The organism is Pseudonocardia bannensis (genome assembly GCF_012911875.1).
GTDB lineage: Bacteria > Actinomycetota > Actinomycetes > Mycobacteriales > Pseudonocardiaceae > Pseudonocardia > Pseudonocardia bannensis.
Genome location: NZ_JAAXKZ010000003.1, coordinates 64,505 through 82,615, shown reverse-complemented (window position 1 = coordinate 82,615; position 18,111 = coordinate 64,505). Strand labels below are relative to the sequence as shown.

The 18,111-nt window shown below is 73.1% G+C and carries 12 protein-coding genes; 3 read left to right on the top strand and 9 right to left on the bottom strand.

Translation table 11 applies throughout. The features are described from left to right. Positions 1 to 83: 83 nt before the first annotated feature. The 4 genes from HF519_RS01730 to HF519_RS01715 all read right to left on the bottom strand — a co-directional run bounded on the left by HF519_RS01730 (position 84) and on the right by HF519_RS01715 (position 5,466). Complete coding sequence (locus tag HF519_RS01730) at positions 84 to 812, bottom strand: maleylpyruvate isomerase family mycothiol-dependent enzyme (protein ID WP_312859836.1); 729 nt, start codon at positions 810 to 812, stop codon at positions 84 to 86. Beyond that, positions 809 to 1,681 carry a fumarylacetoacetate hydrolase family protein gene (locus tag HF519_RS01725; protein ID WP_169409826.1) on the bottom strand — a complete coding sequence of 291 codons (873 nt, stop codon included), beginning with the start codon at positions 1,679 to 1,681 and terminating at the stop codon, positions 809 to 811. Before HF519_RS01725 ends, HF519_RS01730 begins: the two co-directional genes overlap by 4 nt. Before the next feature lie 120 nt (positions 1,682 to 1,801). Then, a complete protein-coding gene (locus HF519_RS01720; RefSeq protein ID WP_169409825.1) occupies positions 1,802 to 2,956 on the bottom strand; it encodes a serine hydrolase domain-containing protein in 1,155 nt (384 codons plus the stop codon). 143 nt (positions 2,957 to 3,099) lie between these two features. After that, positions 3,100 to 5,466, bottom strand: coding sequence for a xanthine dehydrogenase family protein molybdopterin-binding subunit (locus HF519_RS01715; protein WP_169409824.1), 2,367 nt, complete (start codon positions 5,464 to 5,466; stop codon positions 3,100 to 3,102). Positions 5,467 to 5,725: 259 nt separating this feature from the next. Between HF519_RS01715 and HF519_RS01710 the strand changes: the two genes are divergently transcribed. Then, positions 5,726 to 7,393 carry a fumarate hydratase gene (locus tag HF519_RS01710; protein WP_169409823.1) on the top strand — a complete coding sequence of 556 codons (1,668 nt, stop codon included), beginning with the start codon at positions 5,726 to 5,728 and terminating at the stop codon, positions 7,391 to 7,393. Positions 7,394 to 7,666: 273 nt separating this feature from the next. On the opposite strand, the gene HF519_RS01705 is transcribed toward HF519_RS01710, so the two are convergent. The 3 genes from HF519_RS01705 to HF519_RS01695 form a co-directional block, all read right to left on the bottom strand. Continuing rightward, positions 7,667 to 10,435: a bifunctional acetate--CoA ligase family protein/GNAT family N-acetyltransferase gene (locus HF519_RS01705; protein ID WP_169409822.1), complete on the bottom strand. Its 2,769-nt coding sequence runs from the start codon at positions 10,433 to 10,435 to the stop codon at positions 7,667 to 7,669. Between the two features lie 13 nt (positions 10,436 to 10,448). After that, positions 10,449 to 11,618: an acetoin utilization protein AcuC gene (locus HF519_RS01700; protein WP_169409821.1), complete on the bottom strand. Its 1,170-nt coding sequence runs from the start codon at positions 11,616 to 11,618 to the stop codon at positions 10,449 to 10,451. Positions 11,619 to 11,687: 69 nt separating this feature from the next. Continuing rightward, on the bottom strand, positions 11,688 to 12,551 hold the full coding sequence (locus HF519_RS01695; RefSeq protein WP_169409820.1) for a sulfurtransferase: 864 nt from the start codon (positions 12,549 to 12,551) through the stop codon (positions 11,688 to 11,690). 80 nt (positions 12,552 to 12,631) lie between these two features. On the opposite strand from HF519_RS01695, the gene HF519_RS01690 reads away from it, so the two are divergent. Continuing rightward, entirely contained in the window at positions 12,632 to 13,360 is a 729-nt protein-coding gene (locus HF519_RS01690; RefSeq protein ID WP_169409819.1) for an iron-dependent transcriptional repressor DtxR, read from the top strand. 279 nt (positions 13,361 to 13,639) lie between these two features. Beyond that, entirely contained in the window at positions 13,640 to 14,602 is a 963-nt protein-coding gene (galE, locus tag HF519_RS01685; RefSeq protein WP_169409818.1) for a UDP-glucose 4-epimerase GalE, read from the top strand. Positions 14,603 to 14,616: 14 nt separating this feature from the next. Here galE and HF519_RS01680 read toward each other — a convergent pair whose 3' ends face one another. Both HF519_RS01680 and HF519_RS30820 read right to left on the bottom strand, forming a co-directional pair. Next, positions 14,617 to 15,762, bottom strand: a complete 1,146-nt coding sequence (locus HF519_RS01680; protein ID WP_169409817.1) for a DUF4192 domain-containing protein — start codon at positions 15,760 to 15,762, stop codon at positions 14,617 to 14,619. A gap of 945 nt (positions 15,763 to 16,707) precedes the next feature. Further along, a complete protein-coding gene (locus HF519_RS30820; protein ID WP_312859835.1) occupies positions 16,708 to 17,712 on the bottom strand; it encodes a M23 family metallopeptidase in 1,005 nt (334 codons plus the stop codon). Positions 17,713 to 18,111: the final 399 nt, after the last annotated feature.

The window sequence follows — 18,111 nt, the reverse complement described above, 5'->3', positions numbered from 1 at the left end:
CGGCCGCCCAGCACCGATCGACAGAGCCGGCGCGGGGCCGGGTCTCGGTCGTTCAGCGGTCGTTCAGCGCAGCGTTGGCGGGCTCACAGCCATGCGGGCAGCTCGGGCAGCGACCGGCCGTCGTCGGTGCGCAGTTGCCGGCTGGGGCGTCCCTGCGTGCGGCCCAGCACCCAGGCGAGCAGATCGGCACCGGTCCCGAGCACCGACACGGCCCCGCCGCTCGGCCCCATCGACCAGGTCTGTTGGTGGTCGGTGGCGACCAGCCGGACCGCCGGGCAGCCCTCCCGGGCCCCGAGCGCCGCGGTCACGTCGGTCAACAGCTCGCGCAGCATCGGCGCCGGCAGATCCGCGAAGGACGCCCCGGCGTCGAGGTCCACCGCGTGGATCCACATCTCCCGGGCCCGCAACCAGGGGATGTCGTGAGCGGCGATCTCCGCGCCCTGCACGTTGCGCACGGTCGCCGACCAGGCCGACTCCGGCATCGCCTTCACGACCTGGGCCAGCTTGTCCGAGGTCGTCTCGACGTCGGCCCGGATCGCAGCGGGCGGTCGTGCGGCGCCGGCCTCGATGTCGGCGTCGCGCTGCTCCCGGCTCACGTAGGCGGGGGTGACGACCCCGGTGCGGGCCCAGTTCAGCAGGTTGATCATGCCGTCGGCGTTGCGCGCGATGTGCGTGAGCACGTGCGCCCGGCTCCATCCCGGCAGCGCGGACGGGGCGGCGAAGGCGTCGTCACCGAGCCGGACCATCAGCCCGCGCAGGTGGGCCGCGCCGTCCCCGGCCCAGGCGAGCGTGTCGGCGAGTGTGCGGGTCACGCGGGCTTTCCGTTGGTCAGCACGGTCTCGAGCTTTTCCGGGTCGATCGTCTCGGCGCGGCAGACGTTGCGGCATTCGCCGATGCCCGCGATCGCGGTCACCAGCGTCGCGCCGTCGGTCAGGTAGCGCGGGGGCTTGCGGGCGTGGCCGACGCCCCCGGGGGTGCCGGTGGCGATCACGTCACCGGGGTTCAGGGTCAGGATCGTCGACAGGTAGCGAACGAGGTCGACGGGGCCGAAGACGAGCTCGGCGGTGGTCGACTGCTGCATGACCTCGCCGTCCAGGGCGGTGGAGATGGCGAGGCCACCCGCGGGCAGCTCGTCGGGGGTCACCAGGACCGGGCCGAGCGGGGTGGAGTGCTGGAAGGTCTTGCCCTGCAGGAACTGCTTGGTGCGGGTCTGCCAGTCCCGGACGCTGACGTCGTTGAGGATCGTGTAGCCGGCGATCGCCGCGGCGGCCTCCTCCACGTTCGCGTGCCGTACCGGGCGGCCGATCACGACGGTCAGCTCGGCCTCGTAGTCGATCTGCTCGGAGACGGCGGGCAGTTCGATGTCGTCGTAGGCCCCCACCAGTGCCGGCGGGAACTTGGCGAACACCGTCGGGTAGGACGGCGGCTGGTTGCCCATCTCCAGGATGTGGTCGCGGTAGTTGAGGCCGACGCAGATGATCTTCTCGGGCGACGGCACCAGGGGCGCGTAGTCCAGACCGTCGAGCGGGTGCACCGGCCCGGCCGCGTTGGCCGCGTGCGCGGCCCAGTCGGGGCGCTCGAGCAGGCCCCGCAGGTCCGACTCCCCCGTCTCCACGGCGGTTCCCGCGTCGATCCGGACCGCTCGGGTCCCGCTCGCGGTCCGGATGGTGGCCAGCCTCATCGCGTCTCCTCCGTACTCACGCCGGTGAGTCTGCGCCTGTCGACCGCGGAGCACACCCCCGGGTGGCCCGTGCACGCACCGTGGTGTCGGTCACCACCGAACGTGCACGGGCCGGTCGGCCTAGAGCGAGGCGTACAGCGCCCGCTCGAAGTCGGCGTACACGTCGAGCGCCTCCTGCGGGACGAACGGCAGGAACTGCGTGTAGATGGCGCCGGTGACGCCCGTCGTCGGGTCGACCCAGAAGTGGGTGTTGCACAGCCCGGCCCAGGCACCGCTGCCGGCCTTGCGCATGCCCGGGACGTCCTGGGTGTTGAGCAGCAGGCCGTAGCCCCACTTGTAGCCGGGCCCCGCGTTGAAGTCGTGGGTGGCCGTGGGGTCGGCGGTGGGGATCTCGGCCGGGAAGTCCAGGTCGCCGATCTGGTTGGTGAACGCCGCGTCGACCGTGGACCTCTGCAGGATCTGCGTCCCGTCCAGGGTGCCCCCGCCCAGCAGCGCGCGCTGGAACTTCAGGTAGTCCCGCGGCGTCGAGTACAGACCGTGCCCACCGGCGAAGTACTCCGGGTCCTGGTTGAGGTCGATCTCGCTGGGCGACCAGGTGCCGTCCTCACCCTTGAGGTGCACGGGCACGGAGTTCGCCCGCTGCTCGGCGTTCATCAGGAAGGCCGTCTGATCCATCCCGAGCGGGCCGGTGATGCCCTCCTTGATCGCGACGTCGAGGGTCGTACCGCTGGCCGCCTCGACGACCTTGCCCAGCCAGTCCGTGTTGATCCCGTAGATGTACCGCGTGCCCGGGTCGGCCACCAGCGGGGCCGTGAAGATCACGTTGGAGCCGGACAGGACGTTCGGCGTGCCGGTGGCGGCCTCCCAGCGGACCAGGTTCTCGTTCCAGAACCAGTAGCCCAGCCCGGCGGTGTGCGTGACCAGTTGCTTGACGGTCGCGCGGCTGGCCGGCGGCCGCAGCTTCGGGGTGTCGCCGTCGAAGCCCTCCAGCACCTGGATGTCGGCGAACTCGGGGCAGTAGGTGTCGATCGGCGCGTCGAGGTCGAGGTTGCCCTTCTCCATCTGCTGCAGCGCCGCTGCGGTCGCGACCATCTTGGTCATCGACATGATCCGGAAGTGTGAGTCCGCGGTGACCGGCTCGCCGCCCCCGGCCTCTCGTGGGCCGGCGGCGCCCTCGTAGATCACGCCGTCGCGGTCGGCCGCGACGGCCACCGCGTTGGGCACTGCACCGCTGTCCACGGCGTTCTGCAGTACCTGGTCGATGCTCGAGCTCAACGGGGCCTCCTCGCCTCCGGGGTGTGCGTCGCCGCACAGCCTCGCGGGCGCCTTCTCCACGCGTCAACGACAGTCGACACGACGGGGGACGTCGGGCCGCGAAACCTGCCCGTCGGGACAGGCCGGACACCCGGTCCGGGTCATCAGATGGCCCCGGCGTCGTCCGCGCCGCCGCCGCGGACGGGAAGCGTCCCGAACACGGCGGGCGGCTCCCGCCACGGATCCGCGAGCCGATCGGCCCGGGCGTCGCGGATCGCCGACCACACCCGCTGCGGGGTGCACGGCAGATCGAGGTGCCGGACGCCGAACGGGCGCAACGCGTCGATCACCGCGTTCTGCACCGCCGGCGTCGACCCGATCGTCGCCGATTCGCCGATCCCCTTGGCTCCCAACGGGTTCATGTGGGTCGGAGTCTCGGTGGTCGACACCTCGAAGGAGAGGAGATCCGCCGCCGTGGGCATCCGGTAGTCGGCCAGCGTCGCGGTCAGCGGCTGCCCCTCGGGATCGAACACGACCTCCTCGTACAGCGCCTGCGCGATGCCCTGGGCCAGCCCTCCGTGCTGCTGGCCCTCCACGAGCAACGGGTTGAGGATCCGCCCGCAGTCGTCGACGGCGATGTGCCGGCGTGGGCGCACCCAGCCCGTCTCGGTGTCGACCTCGACGACGGACACGTGGGCGCCGAAGGGGAACGTCGGGCCCTCCTGGCGGGCGTCGAGCCCGGCGGACAGCTCCTCCCCGGCCTCCACCGCGGCCGCCGCGACCTGCGCCCAGGTCAGCGTGGAACCGGGCACCCCGGCCACACCGAACTCGCCCGCCTCGGTGAGCTCGACGTCGTCGACCGCGGCCTCCAGCATCGCCGCCGCGCGCCGCCGCGCCTGCTCCAGCACGTTTCCGGCCGCGGCGTGCACCGCGCTGCCGCCCATCTGCAGTGATCGTGATCCGCCGGTGCCGCTGCCCCGCGGGACGGCCGCCGTGTCCGACTGCACGAAGGTGATCTTCTCCAGCGGGATGCCGAGGGTGTGCGAGGCCAGCATGGCGAACGAGGTGGGATGGCCCTGTCCGTGCCCGGACGTGCCTGCCGAGACGGTCGCCGAGCCGTCGGCATGCACCTGCACCGACCCGAACTCGCTGCCGCCCCCGCCCGCGGTGATCTCGACGTAGACACAGACCCCGATGCCGAGCTGGACGGGGTCGTTCGCCTCCCGGCGGGCCGCCTGCTCCTCGCGCAGCTTGTCGTAGTCGGCCAACCGCAGCGCCTCACGCAGCGGCAGGTCGTAGTCCCCGACGTCGTACTGCGCCCCCACGACGGTGGTGAGCGGGAAGGCGGTCGGGTCGAGGAGGTTGCGCCGGCGCAGCTCGACCGGATCGATGTCCAGCTCGGCGGCCGCGAGGTCCATGATCCGTTCGAGGTGTGCGGTGGCCTCCGGGCGGCCGGCGCCGCGGAACGCCCCGACGGGGGTGGTGTTGGTGAACGCCACCACGGCGTCGAACCCGATCTTCGGGATGTCGTAGACGCCCTGGGCCATCGTGTAGGTCTGGTTGAGCACGAGCCCACCGCCGAACCCGGCGTAGGCCCCCGAATCGGCCACGACCCGGGCGCGCAGCCCGGTGATCACGCCGTCGCGGGTCAGGCCGAGCTCGTAGTAGGCGATCTGGGCCCGGCCGTGCGGCATCGAGACCAGGTTCTCCGAGCGGGTGTCCACCCACGTCAGCGGTCGTCCCAGGGTGCGCGCCGCGCCGATCACCGCGGTGTGCTCGGCGAGCATGCCCGCCTTGCCGCCGAACGCGCCGCCGACGTGCGGGGCGATCACCCGGACCCGGTCGGCGTCCAGCCCGAACAACCGGGCCGTCTGGGCCCGGAACCCGTGCGGCATCTGGGTGGAGACCCAGACGACCAGATCGTGGTCCGCGTCGCCCGCGGGCTGGACCGCGATCGCATTGCCCTCCATCGACATCACCGCCAGCCGCTGGTTGACCATCCGGGCGCGCACCACGACCTCGGCGTCGGCCAACGGGTCGGGATCGGACGGGGACCGCGCTCCGGCCGCCACGTTGGACCCGAGTTCGGGGAACTGCAGCTCGGCGTCGGGATCGAAGGCGCGCTCGGGGTCGATCACGGCCGGCAGCGGGTCGAAGTCGACCTCGACGAGCTCGACCGCGTCCACCGCGGCGGCCTTGCTCTCGGCCACCACCATGGCCACCGCCTCGCCGACGAAGCGGACCCGGTCGGTGGCCAGCGGCGGCCGCGGCGTCCGCTCGTTGACCATCAGCAGGCCGTGGTGGGGCGGCAGGTCCAGGTCGGCGGCGGTGAACACCGCGACCACCCCGGGCGCCGCGGCCGCTTCGGTCGTGTCGATCCCGGTGATGAGGGCGTGCGCCAGCGGGGACCGGACGAACGCGACGTGCAGCACGCCGTCGAGCCGCAGGTTGCCCACGTAGGTGCTCGCGCCGGTCAGCAGGTCGGGGTCCTCGACCCTGCGCACCGCGGTACCGAGAATGGATCCAGCCATGTGAGGGACATTACGGCCCGGTAGCCGACCGGAGTGTCCGTGAACGGGTCACGTTCGGCGTCGTGGGCGGGGTTGACGGTTCGCGACCGGCCGGGAAAGGTCCAGCGCAGGCCACGCACCGTCCCGGACCGGACCCGGACCCGGACCCGGACCCGGACCCGGACCCGGACCCGGACGGAGCCATCCCCGGGAGGTCGGACCGGCCGGGGGCCGGTCCGACCTCCCGACCAGCAGGCACCCTCGGGGTACGTTTCCGGGCATGCCCGAGTTCCACCACACCGACGTACTCCCGCTCGGCCCCGACGAGACCGAGTACCGCGAGCTCGACCTGCAGCCCGGCAAGGTCGTCGAAGCGGCCGGCCGGACCTTCCTCGAGATCGACCCCGACACCATCACCGGACTGGTGCGGGAGGCGGTCAAGGACATCCAGCACCTGCTGCGTCCGTCGCACCTGGCCCAGCTGCGCTCGATCGTGGACGACCCGGAGGCATCCCCGAACGACCGCTTCGTGGCCACCGACCTGCTGCGCAACGCCTGCGTGTCGGCGGGCGGGGTGCTGCCGATGTGCCAGGACACCGGCACCGCGATCGTCATCGGCAAGCGCACCGAGACCGTGCTGACCGGCGGCGATGACGAGCGCGCGATCTCCCGCGGCATCTTCCAGGCCTATGACGAGCTGAACCTGCGCTACTCGCAGATGGCGCCGGTGTCGTTCTGGGACGAGAAGAACACCGGCACGAACCTGCCGGCACAGGTGGAGCTGTACTCCGCCCCCGGGCAGACCCCGAAGTACGAGTTCCTGGTCCTGGCCAAGGGCGGCGGCTCGGCCAACAAGACCTTCCTCTACCAGGAGACCAAGGCGCTGCTGAACCCCAAGCGGCTCGCGGCGTTCCTGGACGAGAAGCTGCGCTCGCTGGGCACCGCGGCGTGCCCGCCGTACCACCTCGCGATCGTCGTCGGCGGGATGTCGGCGGAGTTCACGCTCAAGGCGGCCAAGCTGGCATCCGCGCGCTACCTCGACACCCTGCCGACCTCGGGCTCGGAACTCGGGCACGCGTTCCGTGACCGTGACCTCGAGCAGCAGGTCCTGGAGCTGACCCGGCAGTTCGGAATCGGCGCGCAGTTCGGCGGCAAGTACTTCTGCCACGACGTGCGGGTGATCCGGCTGCCCCGGCACGGTGCGTCGCTACCCGTCGGGATCGCGGTGTCCTGCTCGGCCGACCGGCAGGCCCGCGCGAAGATCACGCCCGAGGGCGTGTTCCTGGAGCAGCTCGAGCGCGACCCGGCGCGGTTCCTGCCGGACGTCACGTCGGAGCAGCTGGAGTCGGATCTCGACTCCTCCGCCGACGTCGTGCGCGTCGACCTCAACCGGCCGATGTCGGAGATCCGCGCGCAGCTCTCGCAGCTGCCCGTGAAGACCCGCGTCTCGCTGACCGGCCCGCTCGTGGTGGCCCGCGACATCGCGCACGCCAAGATCGCCGAACGGTTGGAGGCCGGCGAGGGCATGCCCGACTACCTGCGCGACCACCCCGTCTACTACGCCGGCCCGGCCAAGACCCCGGAGGGCTACGCGTCGGGGTCGTTCGGGCCCACCACCGCCGGACGGATGGATTCCTACGTCGCGCAGTTCCAGGCCGCCGGCGGGTCGCTGGTCATGCTGGCGAAGGGCAACCGGTCGAAGCAGGTGACCGAGTCGTGCGCCGCGAACGGCGGGTTCTACCTGGGTTCGATCGGCGGGCCGGCCGCGCGGCTCGCCCAGGACTGCATCCGCAAGGTGGAAGTCCTGGAGTACCCGGAGCTGGGCATGGAAGCGGTCTGGAAGATCGAGGTGGAGGACTTCCCGGCGTTCGTCGTGGTCGACGACAAGGGCAACGACTTCTTCGCCGAGACCAGCCGGCCGACGCTGCAGGTGTCGTTCCGCCGGTGATCGGCCGGGGCCGGCGCTCGTGGGGCTCCCGTCGTGCCGCGACGGGAGCCTCACGGGTGCCTTTCGGCCCATCGGCGGGCGCTCGTCGTCGGCCACGAGCGCCCGGCCCCTCCAACGGCGCGGTCAGCGCGGTCAGCGCGGTCAGCAGCGCGGTCAGCAGCGCGGTCAGCAGCGCGGTCAGCAGCGCGGTCAGCAGCGCGGTCAGCAGCGCGGTCAGCAGCGCGGTCAGCAGCGCGGTCAGCAGCGCGGTCAGCAGCGCGGTCAGCAGCGCGGTCAGCGCAGCCTGCGCGGACCGAAGTCGTCACGGGTGGGCGGTGGGCCGAGCACGACGCGGGCGCCGGTGACGAACGCGCCCTCGGCCGATGCCAGCACCGGGTCCAGCGCCAGCGACCGCACCTCGGGCAACTCCTCGGCGATCTTCCCGACGCGCAGCACGAGGTCCTCGAGCGCGTCGAGCCGCGCCGGCTCGCCGCCGCGATACCCCGACAGCAGCGGCGCCGCCCGGGGGGCGCGGACCAGCGACGAGGCGTCGGTCGTCGAGACCGGGACCACCCGGTAGGCGCGGTCCCCGAGCAGTTCGGTCGCGATGCCGGAGAGCCCGAACGACAGCAACGAGCCGAACGACGGGTCCTCGACCACCTCGAGCACGCACGACAGCCCCTTCGGCGCCATCCTCTGCACGTACACCTCGTCCGAGCCGGTGATCGCGGCCAGCGCCCCGTGCGCGCGGGCCACCGCGGGCGGCGCCCCCAGATCGAGCCGGACCCCGACCAGGTCGGTGCGGTGCCGCCAGCGCTCCCCGACCGCCTTGAGCGCCACCGGATAGCCCAGTTCGTTCGCGGCAGCCACCGCCGCGTCGGCACCGGACACGCGCCGGAACGGCGTCACCTCGATGCCGTAGCACTCCAGCAGAGCCACCGCGTCCTCGTCGGACAGGGCGTGGGTCTGGTCGGTGCAGAAGCGGGCGACGAGCTCGCGGGCCCGCTCGGTGTCGGTGCCCTCCGGCGTGATGAACTCCCCGACCGGTGTGGCGCGCCAGCGTGCGTAGCGCACCACCCGGCTGAGCGCCGCGACCGCCCGCTCGGGGCTCGGGTAGCTGGGTACCGAACCGGGCCCGGGCGTCCCGTCGGGCCGCGGCACGGCCAGCTCGTCGGGCACCCCCTCGACGGCGAGGAACGTGCTGACGACCGGCTTCTTCGAGCCCGCCACCGCCTCCCGAAGCGCGCGGGCGTAGGCCGTACCGGGCGTCGCCACCGGCGGGACGAACACCGCGACCAGGGCATCGGTGTCCTCGGAGGACACGGCACGCTCCACCGCGGCCGCGAACTCCTCGGGTGTGGCACCGGCCCCCACGTCGACCGGGTCCCCGGCCAGTTCCAGGCCCTCGTCGAGCAGGCCGTCGGTGACGAGCACGCCGAGCGCCGTCGAGTTGCCCACGACCGCGACCCGCGGGCCGGCCGGCAGCGGCTGGTAGGCCAGCAGCAGCGCCGTGTCGAACATCTGCGGCACCGTGCCGACCCGGATCACCCCGGACTGCTCGAACAGTGCCTGCACGCTCGCATCGTCGATCGACACCGCGCTCGCGAGCCTGCGCCGCGGGTCGGCGTGCCGACCGCTCTTCACCGCGACGATGGGCTTGCGCCGCGCCAGCCGCCGCGCCAGCCGGCCGAACTTGCGCGGGTTGCCGAAGCTCTCCAGGTACAGCAGGACGACGTCGGTGTCCTGGTCGGTCTGCCAGTACTGCAGCAGGTCGTTGCCGGACACGTCGGCCCGGTTGCCCGCAGAGACGAACGTCGACAGGCCCAGTCCGCGCTCCGTGGCCGCGGCCAGCAGCGCGGTGCCCAGCGCCCCGGACTGGGAGAAGAAGCCCACCCGCCCGGCGCCGGGCAGATGCGGGGCCAGCGTCGCGTTGAGCCGGACGTCGGCGGCGGTGTTGGCCACCCCCAGCGCGTTGGGCCCGACCACGCGCATGCCGTGCGCGCGGGCCGCCTCGACCATCCGCCGCTCGGCCCCGGACCCGTCCGAGCCGGCGTCGGCGAACCCGGAGCTGATCACGATCAACGCCTTGACGCCCTTGGCGAGGCAGGAGTCCATCACCTCGTCGATCCCCGCGGCAGGCACCGCGACGACGGCGAGGTCGACCTCGTCGGGGATGTCGAGGACCGAGGCGTAGGCCCGGACGCCGCGTACCGAGCGGGCCCCGCTGCCTCCGGAGTTGACGGGGAAGACCGGGCCGGTGAAGTTGCCGCGCAACAGGTTGGCAAGCACCGCGTGCCCGATCTTGGACGGGTCGGTGGACGCGCCGATGACCGCGACCGAGCTCGGGTGCAGCAGGTTGTGGACGCTGCGCGCCTCGGCCGCCTGCTCCCGGGAGTCGCGCACCGCGAGGGACCGCTCCGTGAGGTCGATGTCGAACTCCAGGTGCAGCACGCCGTCGGCGAATGCGCGGCTGACCTGGTATCCCGCCTCGCGGAAGACCCGCACCATCTGGTGGTTCTCCACCAGGACCTCAGCCTCGAAGCGGCGCAGCCCCTTCTCCCGTGCCGCGGCCGCGAGGTGCTCGAGCAATATCGAGCCCAGGCCGCGACCCTGGTGGTCGTCGCGCACCACGAACGCGACCTCGGCCGACTCCTTGACCGCGTCTCCGGCTGTCCCGTTGCCGCCGGTGCCGCCCTGCCCGTCGCCCTGGCCGTTCAGTCCCTCGTAGCGGCCGACGGCGATGATCTCGTCGCCGAGCAGCCCGATGAGCGCGACCCGATTGCAGTGGTCGACGTTGGTGAATCGCTCCAGGTCTCGCGGGGGGATGCGGGGGTAGGGCCCGAAGTAGCGCAGGTAGCGGGTGCGGTCGGAGAGCCGCTGGTGGAAGTCCAGCAGGGCGTCGGCGTCGCTGGGCAGGATCGGGCGCAGGTGCACGATGCCGCCGTCGGAGGCCACGACGTCGGCCTCCCAGTGCCGCGGGTAGCCGGGGGTCGCCAGGGCGGGGGGCGCCTGGTCCGGCACGCCGTCCGTCGGGGTCGCGCTCGGGGCGGGGGGCCGCTCCATCGGATGGACTCCTTCAGTCCCGTGGGTCGTCGGGGTCGAGGCCGTGCAGGGGGAACACCGCACGCCGGACGTCGAGGACAGCGATGTCGACCCGGTCGGCACCCTCGGTCCACGGCTCGTAGGACACGGCCTGCCCGTCCGTCATCGCGACCGGCAGGGGCTGCCCGGTCAGCTTCGCGGTGTGGGCCACCCAGTCTGCAGGCAGCGGCCGCTCGGGCGCGACGTCACGGTCGAGGACGGTCGCCAGCAGGTGGGTCCACGACCGCGGCACGACCCGGAACAGCGAGTACCCGCCGCCGCCGAGCGCCAGCCACTTTCCACCGGCCGTGCGCTCGGCGAGGTCGCGCAGCGTCCGGTAGATCTCGCGCTGACCGTCGATCGAGAGCTCGAGGTTGGCCAACGGGTCCTCGGAGTGGGTGTCGGCGCCACACTCGGTCACCAGGACCTGCGGCCGGAACGAGTCCAGCAGCGACGGCACGACCGCGTGGAAGGCCCGCAGCCAGCCCGCGTCCCCGGTGCCCGGGGGCAGCGGCACGTTCACCGCATATCCCGCGCCGTCGCCCGAACCGTACTCCCCCGGCCAACCCGTGCCCGGCCACAGCGTCAGCGGGTGCTGGTGCACGGAGATCGTGAGCACCCGCGGGTCGTCGTAGAAGGAAGCCTGCACCCCGTCACCGTGGTGCACGTCGACGTCGACGTAGGCGATGCGCTCGTAGCCCTGGGCGAGCAGCCAGGCGATCGCCACCGAGCAGTCGTTGTAGACGCAGAAGCCCGCGGCCCGGTCGCGCATCGCGTGGTGCAACCCACCGGCGATGTTGACCGCGCGGTCGGCCCGGCCCTCGGCGATGGTCTGCGCCGCCAGCAGCGAGCCCCCGGCGACCAGGGCGCTGGCCTCGTGCATCCCGAAGAAGATCGGGTTGTCCTCGGTGCCCAGCCCGTGGCCGACCCCGAACGGGACCTCGGGGGCCGACTTGACCGCCGTCAGGTACGAGGGGGCGTGGACCCGCATCAGCTCATCGTCCGAGGCCGGGTCCGGCACGAGCGTCTTGATCTCGTCGAGCACGCCCAGTTCCCCGGCCAGGCGCATCGTGAGATCGAGCCGCACGGGATTGAGCGGATGGTCGTCCGAGAGCTGGTAGCTCAGGAAGTCCGGGGTCCAGACGACTGCCGTGCTGGGACTCATGACCGCCGACCGTAAGGGATCGGGCGCCGCACGTCCTGTTCCCGTCCGGTGAATGGCAGCCAGGGCCCGTCAGGGCTGCGCTCCGGTGGCCGCCGGACGGGCCGGGTCGGCACTCCAGTTCGACCAGGAGCCGACGTACAGCGCGGCCGGCCGCTCGACCGGGGTGAGACCCGCGTACTCCAGGGCCAGGACGAGCGCGGCCGCGTTGACCCCCGATCCGCAGTAGGCCCCGACGGGGACCTCCCCGCCGACCCCCAGCTCGCCGAACCGCGCCGCCAGCTCCGCGGGTCCGAGCCAGCGGCCGTCCGGCCCGGCGTTGTCGGTGGCCGGAGCGTTGCGGGCGCCGGGGATGTGGCCGGCCCGGGGATCGACGGGTTCGGTCTCCCCGCGGTAGCGGGCACCGGCCCGGGCGTCGAGCAGCACACCGGTGCGGGCCAGCCCGGCCGCGGCGTCGGCGTCCAGGACCGGCATGGAACCGGGGCGCACGACGACGTCACCGGGAGTGGGTTCGACCGGGGAGTCGGATACGGGGTGCCCCTCGGCCACCCAGGCCGCGTAGCCGCCGTCGAGCACCGCAACCTGCTCGGGCGGGAGCCCGGCCCAGCGCAGCAGCCACCAGGCACGGGCGGCGACCGATCCGTTACCGTCGTCGTAGGCCACCACCCGCGAGTCTCCGGAGACGCCGGCGCGTCGCAGCATCGCCTGCAGCTGCTCCGGCGTCGGCAGTGGGTGGCGACCCTCGGGGCCGGGCGGACCGGCCAGCTCGGTGTCCAGGTCGACGTAGACCGCACCGGGCACGTGGCCTTGGGCGTGATCGGCCCGTCCGGGCGGACCTCCCAGGCGCCAGCGCACGTCCAGCACGACGGGGCGGCGGCCGGGATCCGGTCCGGTGAGCTCGAGGGCCAGGTCAGTGGGTGTGAGCAAAGCAGGCACGCCGCCATCCTGCCCTGGGATGCTGATCGGTGGCCGGGGCGTTGCACGGCTAGACTGGAACGAGACCGAAGGGGCCGGCCGTGAACGAGCTCATCGATACTACCGAGATGTACCTCCGGACCATCTACGAACTCGAGGAAGAAGGCGTCGTCCCGCTGCGCGCCCGCATCGCCGAACGCCTCGGGCAGAGTGGTCCCACCGTGAGCCAGACCGTAGCGCGTATGGAGCGCGACGGTCTGGTCGTCGTCGCCGGCGACCGGCACCTCGAGCTGACCGACGCCGGGCGCTCCCGTGCTGTCGCGGTGATGCGCAAGCACCGCCTCGCCGAGCGGCTGCTGATCGACGTGATCGGCCTGGAGTGGGAGCTGGTGCACGCCGAGGCGTGCCGCTGGGAGCACGTCATGAGCGACGCCGTGGAGCGCAAGCTCGTGGAGCTGCTCGACAACCCGACGATCTCCCCCTACGGCAACCCGATCCCGGGGCTCAACGAGCTCAGGACGAGCCCGAGCGCAGCCGGTGCCACGGGCACCGCGGTCTCCGCACCGCCGACCCTCGAGGTCGGCCTGCAGCGCCTGGACGAGTTCGCCCGCCGCGGCGGTGGCACGGTCGAGGTGCGTCGGATCGCCGAGCACGTGCAGGTCGACGCGGAGCTGATGGCCGAGCTGAAGGGCGCCGGCATCGTGCCCGGCCGTGATGTCGAGGTGCGCGCCATTCCCCGCTTCGGCGACCCGGTGCCGGTGAGCGCCGATGGGGCCGAGGCGACCGTCGCCCCGCTCATCGCGCACGCCGTGCTGGTCCGCGCCCGCTAGACCGCGCCGGCCCGGTCGCCGCCGGCGCGAGCGCTCATCCGGCCGGAGCCGCCGCGAGGCCGCATCGGGCCCGTCACCGCTGCCGCCCTCCGGGGTCCGACGGGAGAGCAACGAAGCCTCCGTCGGGCTCGGCGCAGCAGGCGCGGAATCCCGCTCGCTCGGCCCTGAGCGATGACGACAGCTCCCCCACCACGACGCTCGGGGCGCCGCGTGAGAGCGTTCGGGTGCTGAATCACCGACACGTGGCGGATCGCGAAGACGCCGCGCGAGGAGGAGCACGTGAAGCTGCTCGTCACAGGCGGGGCAGGGTACGTCGGCAGCGTGTGCGCGGCACACCTGACGGAGGCCGGGCACGAGGTCGTCGTGCTCGACGACCTCTCGACCGGGCATCGCGATGCCGTGCCCGACGGCTGCCGATTCGTGGAGGGCGACCTCGCCGAGGCCGCCGGCACACTGCTCGCCGAGGGCTTCGACGGCGTGCTGCACTTCGCCGCGCGCTCCCTCGTCGGCGAGTCGGTACAGCGCCCCGAGCTGTACTGGAACGGCAACGTGGTCGCCTCGCTGCGGCTGCTCGAGGCGATGCGGGCCCACGGCACACCACGCCTGGTGTTCTCCTCCACCGCCGCCACCTACGGCGAGCCCGAGCAGATCCCGATCACCGAGGACGCCCCCACTCGTCCGACGAACCCGTACGGCGCGAGCAAGCTGGCCATCGACCATATGATCAGCTCCTACGCCGCCGCCCACGGCCTCGCGGCGGTCAGCCTGCGCTACTTCAACGTGGCCGGGGCGCACGACCGCTTCGGCGAGCGGCATGCAGTGGAGACCCACCTCATCCCGATCGTGCTGCAGGTCGCCTCCGGGCAGCGGGACTCGGTACAGGTGTTCGGCGACGACTGGGACACCCCGGACGGCACCTGCATCCGCGACTACATCCACGTCGATGACCTCGCCGACGCCCACCAGCTCGCGCTCTCCCACGCCGAGCCCGGCCGGCACGCCGTCTACAACCTCGGCAGCGGCCAGGGCTTCACGGTCCACGAGGTCATCGAGGCGTGCCGTGCGGTGACCGGTCACCCGATCCCCGCGGTCACCGCGCCCCGCCGGGCCGGCGATCCGGCGGTGCTGGTCGCCTCCAGTGAGCGGGCTCGGTCCGAGCTGGGCTGGCGGCCGGAACGGACCGAACTGGCGACGATCGTCGGTGACGCCTGGCGGTTCACCCAGGACCGGCTGCCGGTCTGATCCCGGCACCGAGATCATCTCGCCCCTCGCCGCCGCGCCGACACCGCCCGCCGTCGCGCGGCCTGCCGGCCCCGGGCCAGTCGTGTGAACCCCGCAGGCCCGGGGGCGGCGCCCTCGCGCAGCCAGCAGCGCAGCTGCTCCGGACCAAGCCCCCTGGCGACGGCCTCCCCGAGCATCTCGCTGAACCGATGCCCGGGCCAGGCCTGCTGGGCCCGGTCGAGCGCGACGTTGGCCAGCGCGCCGTCGCCCCGTAGCAGCGCGGCCACCGCCAGCAGGGTGGCCGGCTCGGCGGCCTCGGGATCCGGAGTCTCGCGGGTCAGCGCCGCCCACAGTTGCTCGGCCGCCGCCGCTCGCGGGCCGTCGCACCCCGCCAGGGCGAGGTCCCGGACGGCCGGCACGCGCAACGCCGCGGTCAGCGCGAGGACCATGTCGTCGTCCACCACGAGCCGGCCGGCCGCCGTGGCCTCGAGAGCGCGCTCCAGCGCGGTCACATGCGCTGCCGGCTGATCCGGACCCGGCAGCGCGCCCGGGTCGGCGTCCTCGAGCGCGGCGTCGAGCGCCCGGTCGAGCAGGGCGTCGCGCCGCCGCAGCCGCTGCGGATCGGCCGGCGCGACCTGCCGCGTCAGCTCCGACCGGTCGGGGTAGATCACCTGGCCGGCGGAGACCGCCGCCGCGGCCACCGGGGTGCACGCCGGATCGGGCAGCGATCCGGTGCACCCACAGGCGTCGTAACACGCCCACGGGGCGCCCTCCGAGGTATCGCGCGCCCAGACAGCCGAATGCACCCCGACCCCGACTCCGGCGATCGCCGCGCTCATGGCAGCAGCGACATCGGATCTCGGGAGGCCCGGCCCCCCGCCCGGTCCGCCGCCCAGCACGATCACCGCGGCGCCGCGGGGCTCGCCCGCGAGGATGCTGTCGGCCGCGGCCCGGCACACCAGCGCAGCGTCGTCCGGCGGGGGCAGGTCGACCCGCAGGGTCAGCCCGACCCGGCGACCGGAGGTGCCCCCGGTCCCGATCACCACCAGCGAGTCGCGCGGATGGAAGCCGAGCAGCACGGGCACGACGGCCACCAGCTCACCGGGATCGCGCACGCGGGCGGTCAGCGGGCCGGCGACGGGCCGGGTGGACGAGGGATCAGGGGTTCCGCGAGATGCCATGCCCCAGAGCGTGCGGATCGGCGGTGGGCGGGGCGAGGCCACGGGCGCGGCCTGTGGACAACCGTCGCCCGCAGCCGCCCGCGCGGCTCCGATCCGCCCGGCTGTGGACGCAGTCTCGGATGCCGCCGCGACATGTCGTCCCCGATTGCTAACGTGCCCGGCTTGCCGAGCGCCGGGCGGGACGCTGACCGGCAAGGCCGCGCCCCGGACGGCCGGGGGGCGGTCGGTGTACGAGCAGGACCCGCTGGTCATCGGACCGGGCTCGGGGCGGCCGGCGGGCCGCGAGCACCGCGGCCGAGCCGGGCATGGGTGTGGCGGTGGCCGAACGCCGCTACACGACGGGCGGGTCTGCGCGACCCGGCCGTCACCGTCCGTCTCGGCGAGGAGTCGCCGAGACGGACGGTGACCCAGCGCGGGACCGTCACGAGCTCCCCACCGGCCGACCGAGCCCGGCGGCGGCAGCGACGAGGCCGAGCCCATCCGTGCGGTGGGCGATGTGATCGGCGTGATCGGCTTCCCGCACTCGCCAAGACGAGCATGGACCAGGGCCGGCTCGCCACACATCACGCGTTCGGCGGGCCGGCCCTGGAACGGCACGGGTTGGAACCCATCGGCATCCACACGGTGCCGGAGAGCACCTGTTGCGGGCGGCCGAGGCCGAGCCGGCCACGACGGCTGTGCCCGAGGAGGTCTTGCTACCGCGCTACCGCGAGCTTCCCGCGGCGCGGTCGTCGGGGACTCCTACGGGATCCCCGAGCTGCTGGTGCCGACCGGGGACGACACGCCGTTCGGCGTGCACGACCTCCGCACCGACACCGACCTGGTCCGCAGTGGGCAGGCGATCATCGGCTGCGGTGGGACCGTCGACCACCTCGTGGACACCGTGCTCGGCCACCCCACGCTGCCGGTGACCGGCAGGTCCCGCGCGCTGGAGGCGTTCGGCGGTCAGCTGACGCGGATACCCTTCGAGTCCAGCCACGGCTTCGGGTTGATCTTCTGCCCGCCCGGCGTCGTGACCTCGAGGTGCAGGTGCGGACCCGTGGACTGGCCGCGGTTGCCGACCTCGGCGATCTGCTGGCCGGCGGTGACCCGCTGACCGACCTTGACCAACGACCTGTTGATGTGGCCGTAGGTGGTGATGGTGCCGTCGTCGTGCTTGACCCGCACCCAGAGACCGAAGCCGCTGGCCGGGCCGGAGCTGATCACGCTGCCGTTCATCGGCACGCGGATCGGGGTCCCGATCGGTGCGGCGATGTCCAAGCCCATGTGCTGGGCGCCACCGCGCGCGCCGAAACCGGAGCTGATCCGGCCGACGACCATCTGCACGCCACTGCGCGCGGCCACCGGGACGACGACGGCTCCCGAGCTGGTCTGCGCGGCCTGCGATGCCTGAGCAGCCTTGGCCGCCTCGGCCGCGCGAGCGGCCTCCACGGCCTTCGCGGCGGCGGTGGCCTTCCCTGCCACGTCGGCGGCCTGCTGGGGCAGGTCCGCCGCCTTGATCAGGCTGTCCGCGGTGATCGTCCGCGGCGCCTGCGCAGCGGCGGCGCTCGGCGCGTCCGCAGGGGTGGCGCCCGGCGCCAGCGCTTCGGCCCCGATGGGGGGCAGCGCGGCGAGCTGGGCGACGTCGGCGCCGGTGACCACAGCATCGGCGTCGGCGCCGGCGCTCTGGGCGGCGGCGGTCGTCGTGTCGCTGCTCTGCTCGAGGCCGAGGCGCAGGACGTTCGTGCCGTCCTGCACCGAGGGCAGCGCGCCGGTGACGGCGGCACCCGTGGTGGCGAGTGTGCCGCCGGCGACGACGGTGGCCACCACACGGGCGGACAGCGAGGTGGGCAGTAGTGCGGCCAGTGTGGCCGGGGACCGGTGCGCGCCACCGGCCCCCGCCGCCGACTCCGTCGACGGCGGGGGCCCCTGGTACGCGCTACGGCCACTGGGGGAGCGGTGCCGTGACACGTTGTTCCTTTCAGACCTCGGCTCGGTTGGACGTCCCGACGGGGAGCGGGCAGGTCGATCGGGGGTCCGACCTGAGTCCGGTTCGTGACCGAGCCGTTATGCGATCTGCCGCGACGTTAGCGACCGAGTCCGCGGCAGCCACCCTCCGTGAGCCTTGGGACAGGTCACTGGACCAGGTGAAGAGACGAGCGGCTTTGTCAGCGTGTCGCCGCGACACGCCGGTACAGGCCACACCCCGTCCACCGCATCAGGGGTGCCGTTCCACCACCATCGTCAGCGCTGTGTAGTCAGAATGTTGCCCAGAGTCGTTGTGGTCACGAACGGTAACCGGTCACCGCAGCATTCCTTGATCGATGCACGACGAACGTGCAGGAAAGGTTGATCGAGATCGAGGGGCCC

Coding starts and splice junctions, on each gene's coding strand:
- HF519_RS01725 (WP_169409826.1), bottom strand. CDS start 1,681: ATGAGGCTGGCCACCATCCGGACCGCGAGCGGGACCCGAGCGGTCCGG.
- HF519_RS01715 (WP_169409824.1), bottom strand. CDS start 5,466: ATGGCTGGATCCATTCTCGGTACCGCGGTGCGCAGGGTCGAGGACCCC.
- HF519_RS01710 (WP_169409823.1), top strand. CDS start 5,726: ATGCCCGAGTTCCACCACACCGACGTACTCCCGCTCGGCCCCGACGAG.
- HF519_RS01705 (WP_169409822.1), bottom strand. CDS start 10,435: ATGGAGCGGCCCCCCGCCCCGAGCGCGACCCCGACGGACGGCGTGCCG.
- HF519_RS01700 (WP_169409821.1), bottom strand. CDS start 11,618: ATGAGTCCCAGCACGGCAGTCGTCTGGACCCCGGACTTCCTGAGCTAC.
- HF519_RS01680 (WP_169409817.1), bottom strand. CDS start 15,762: ATGGCATCTCGCGGAACCCCTGATCCCTCGTCCACCCGGCCCGTCGCC.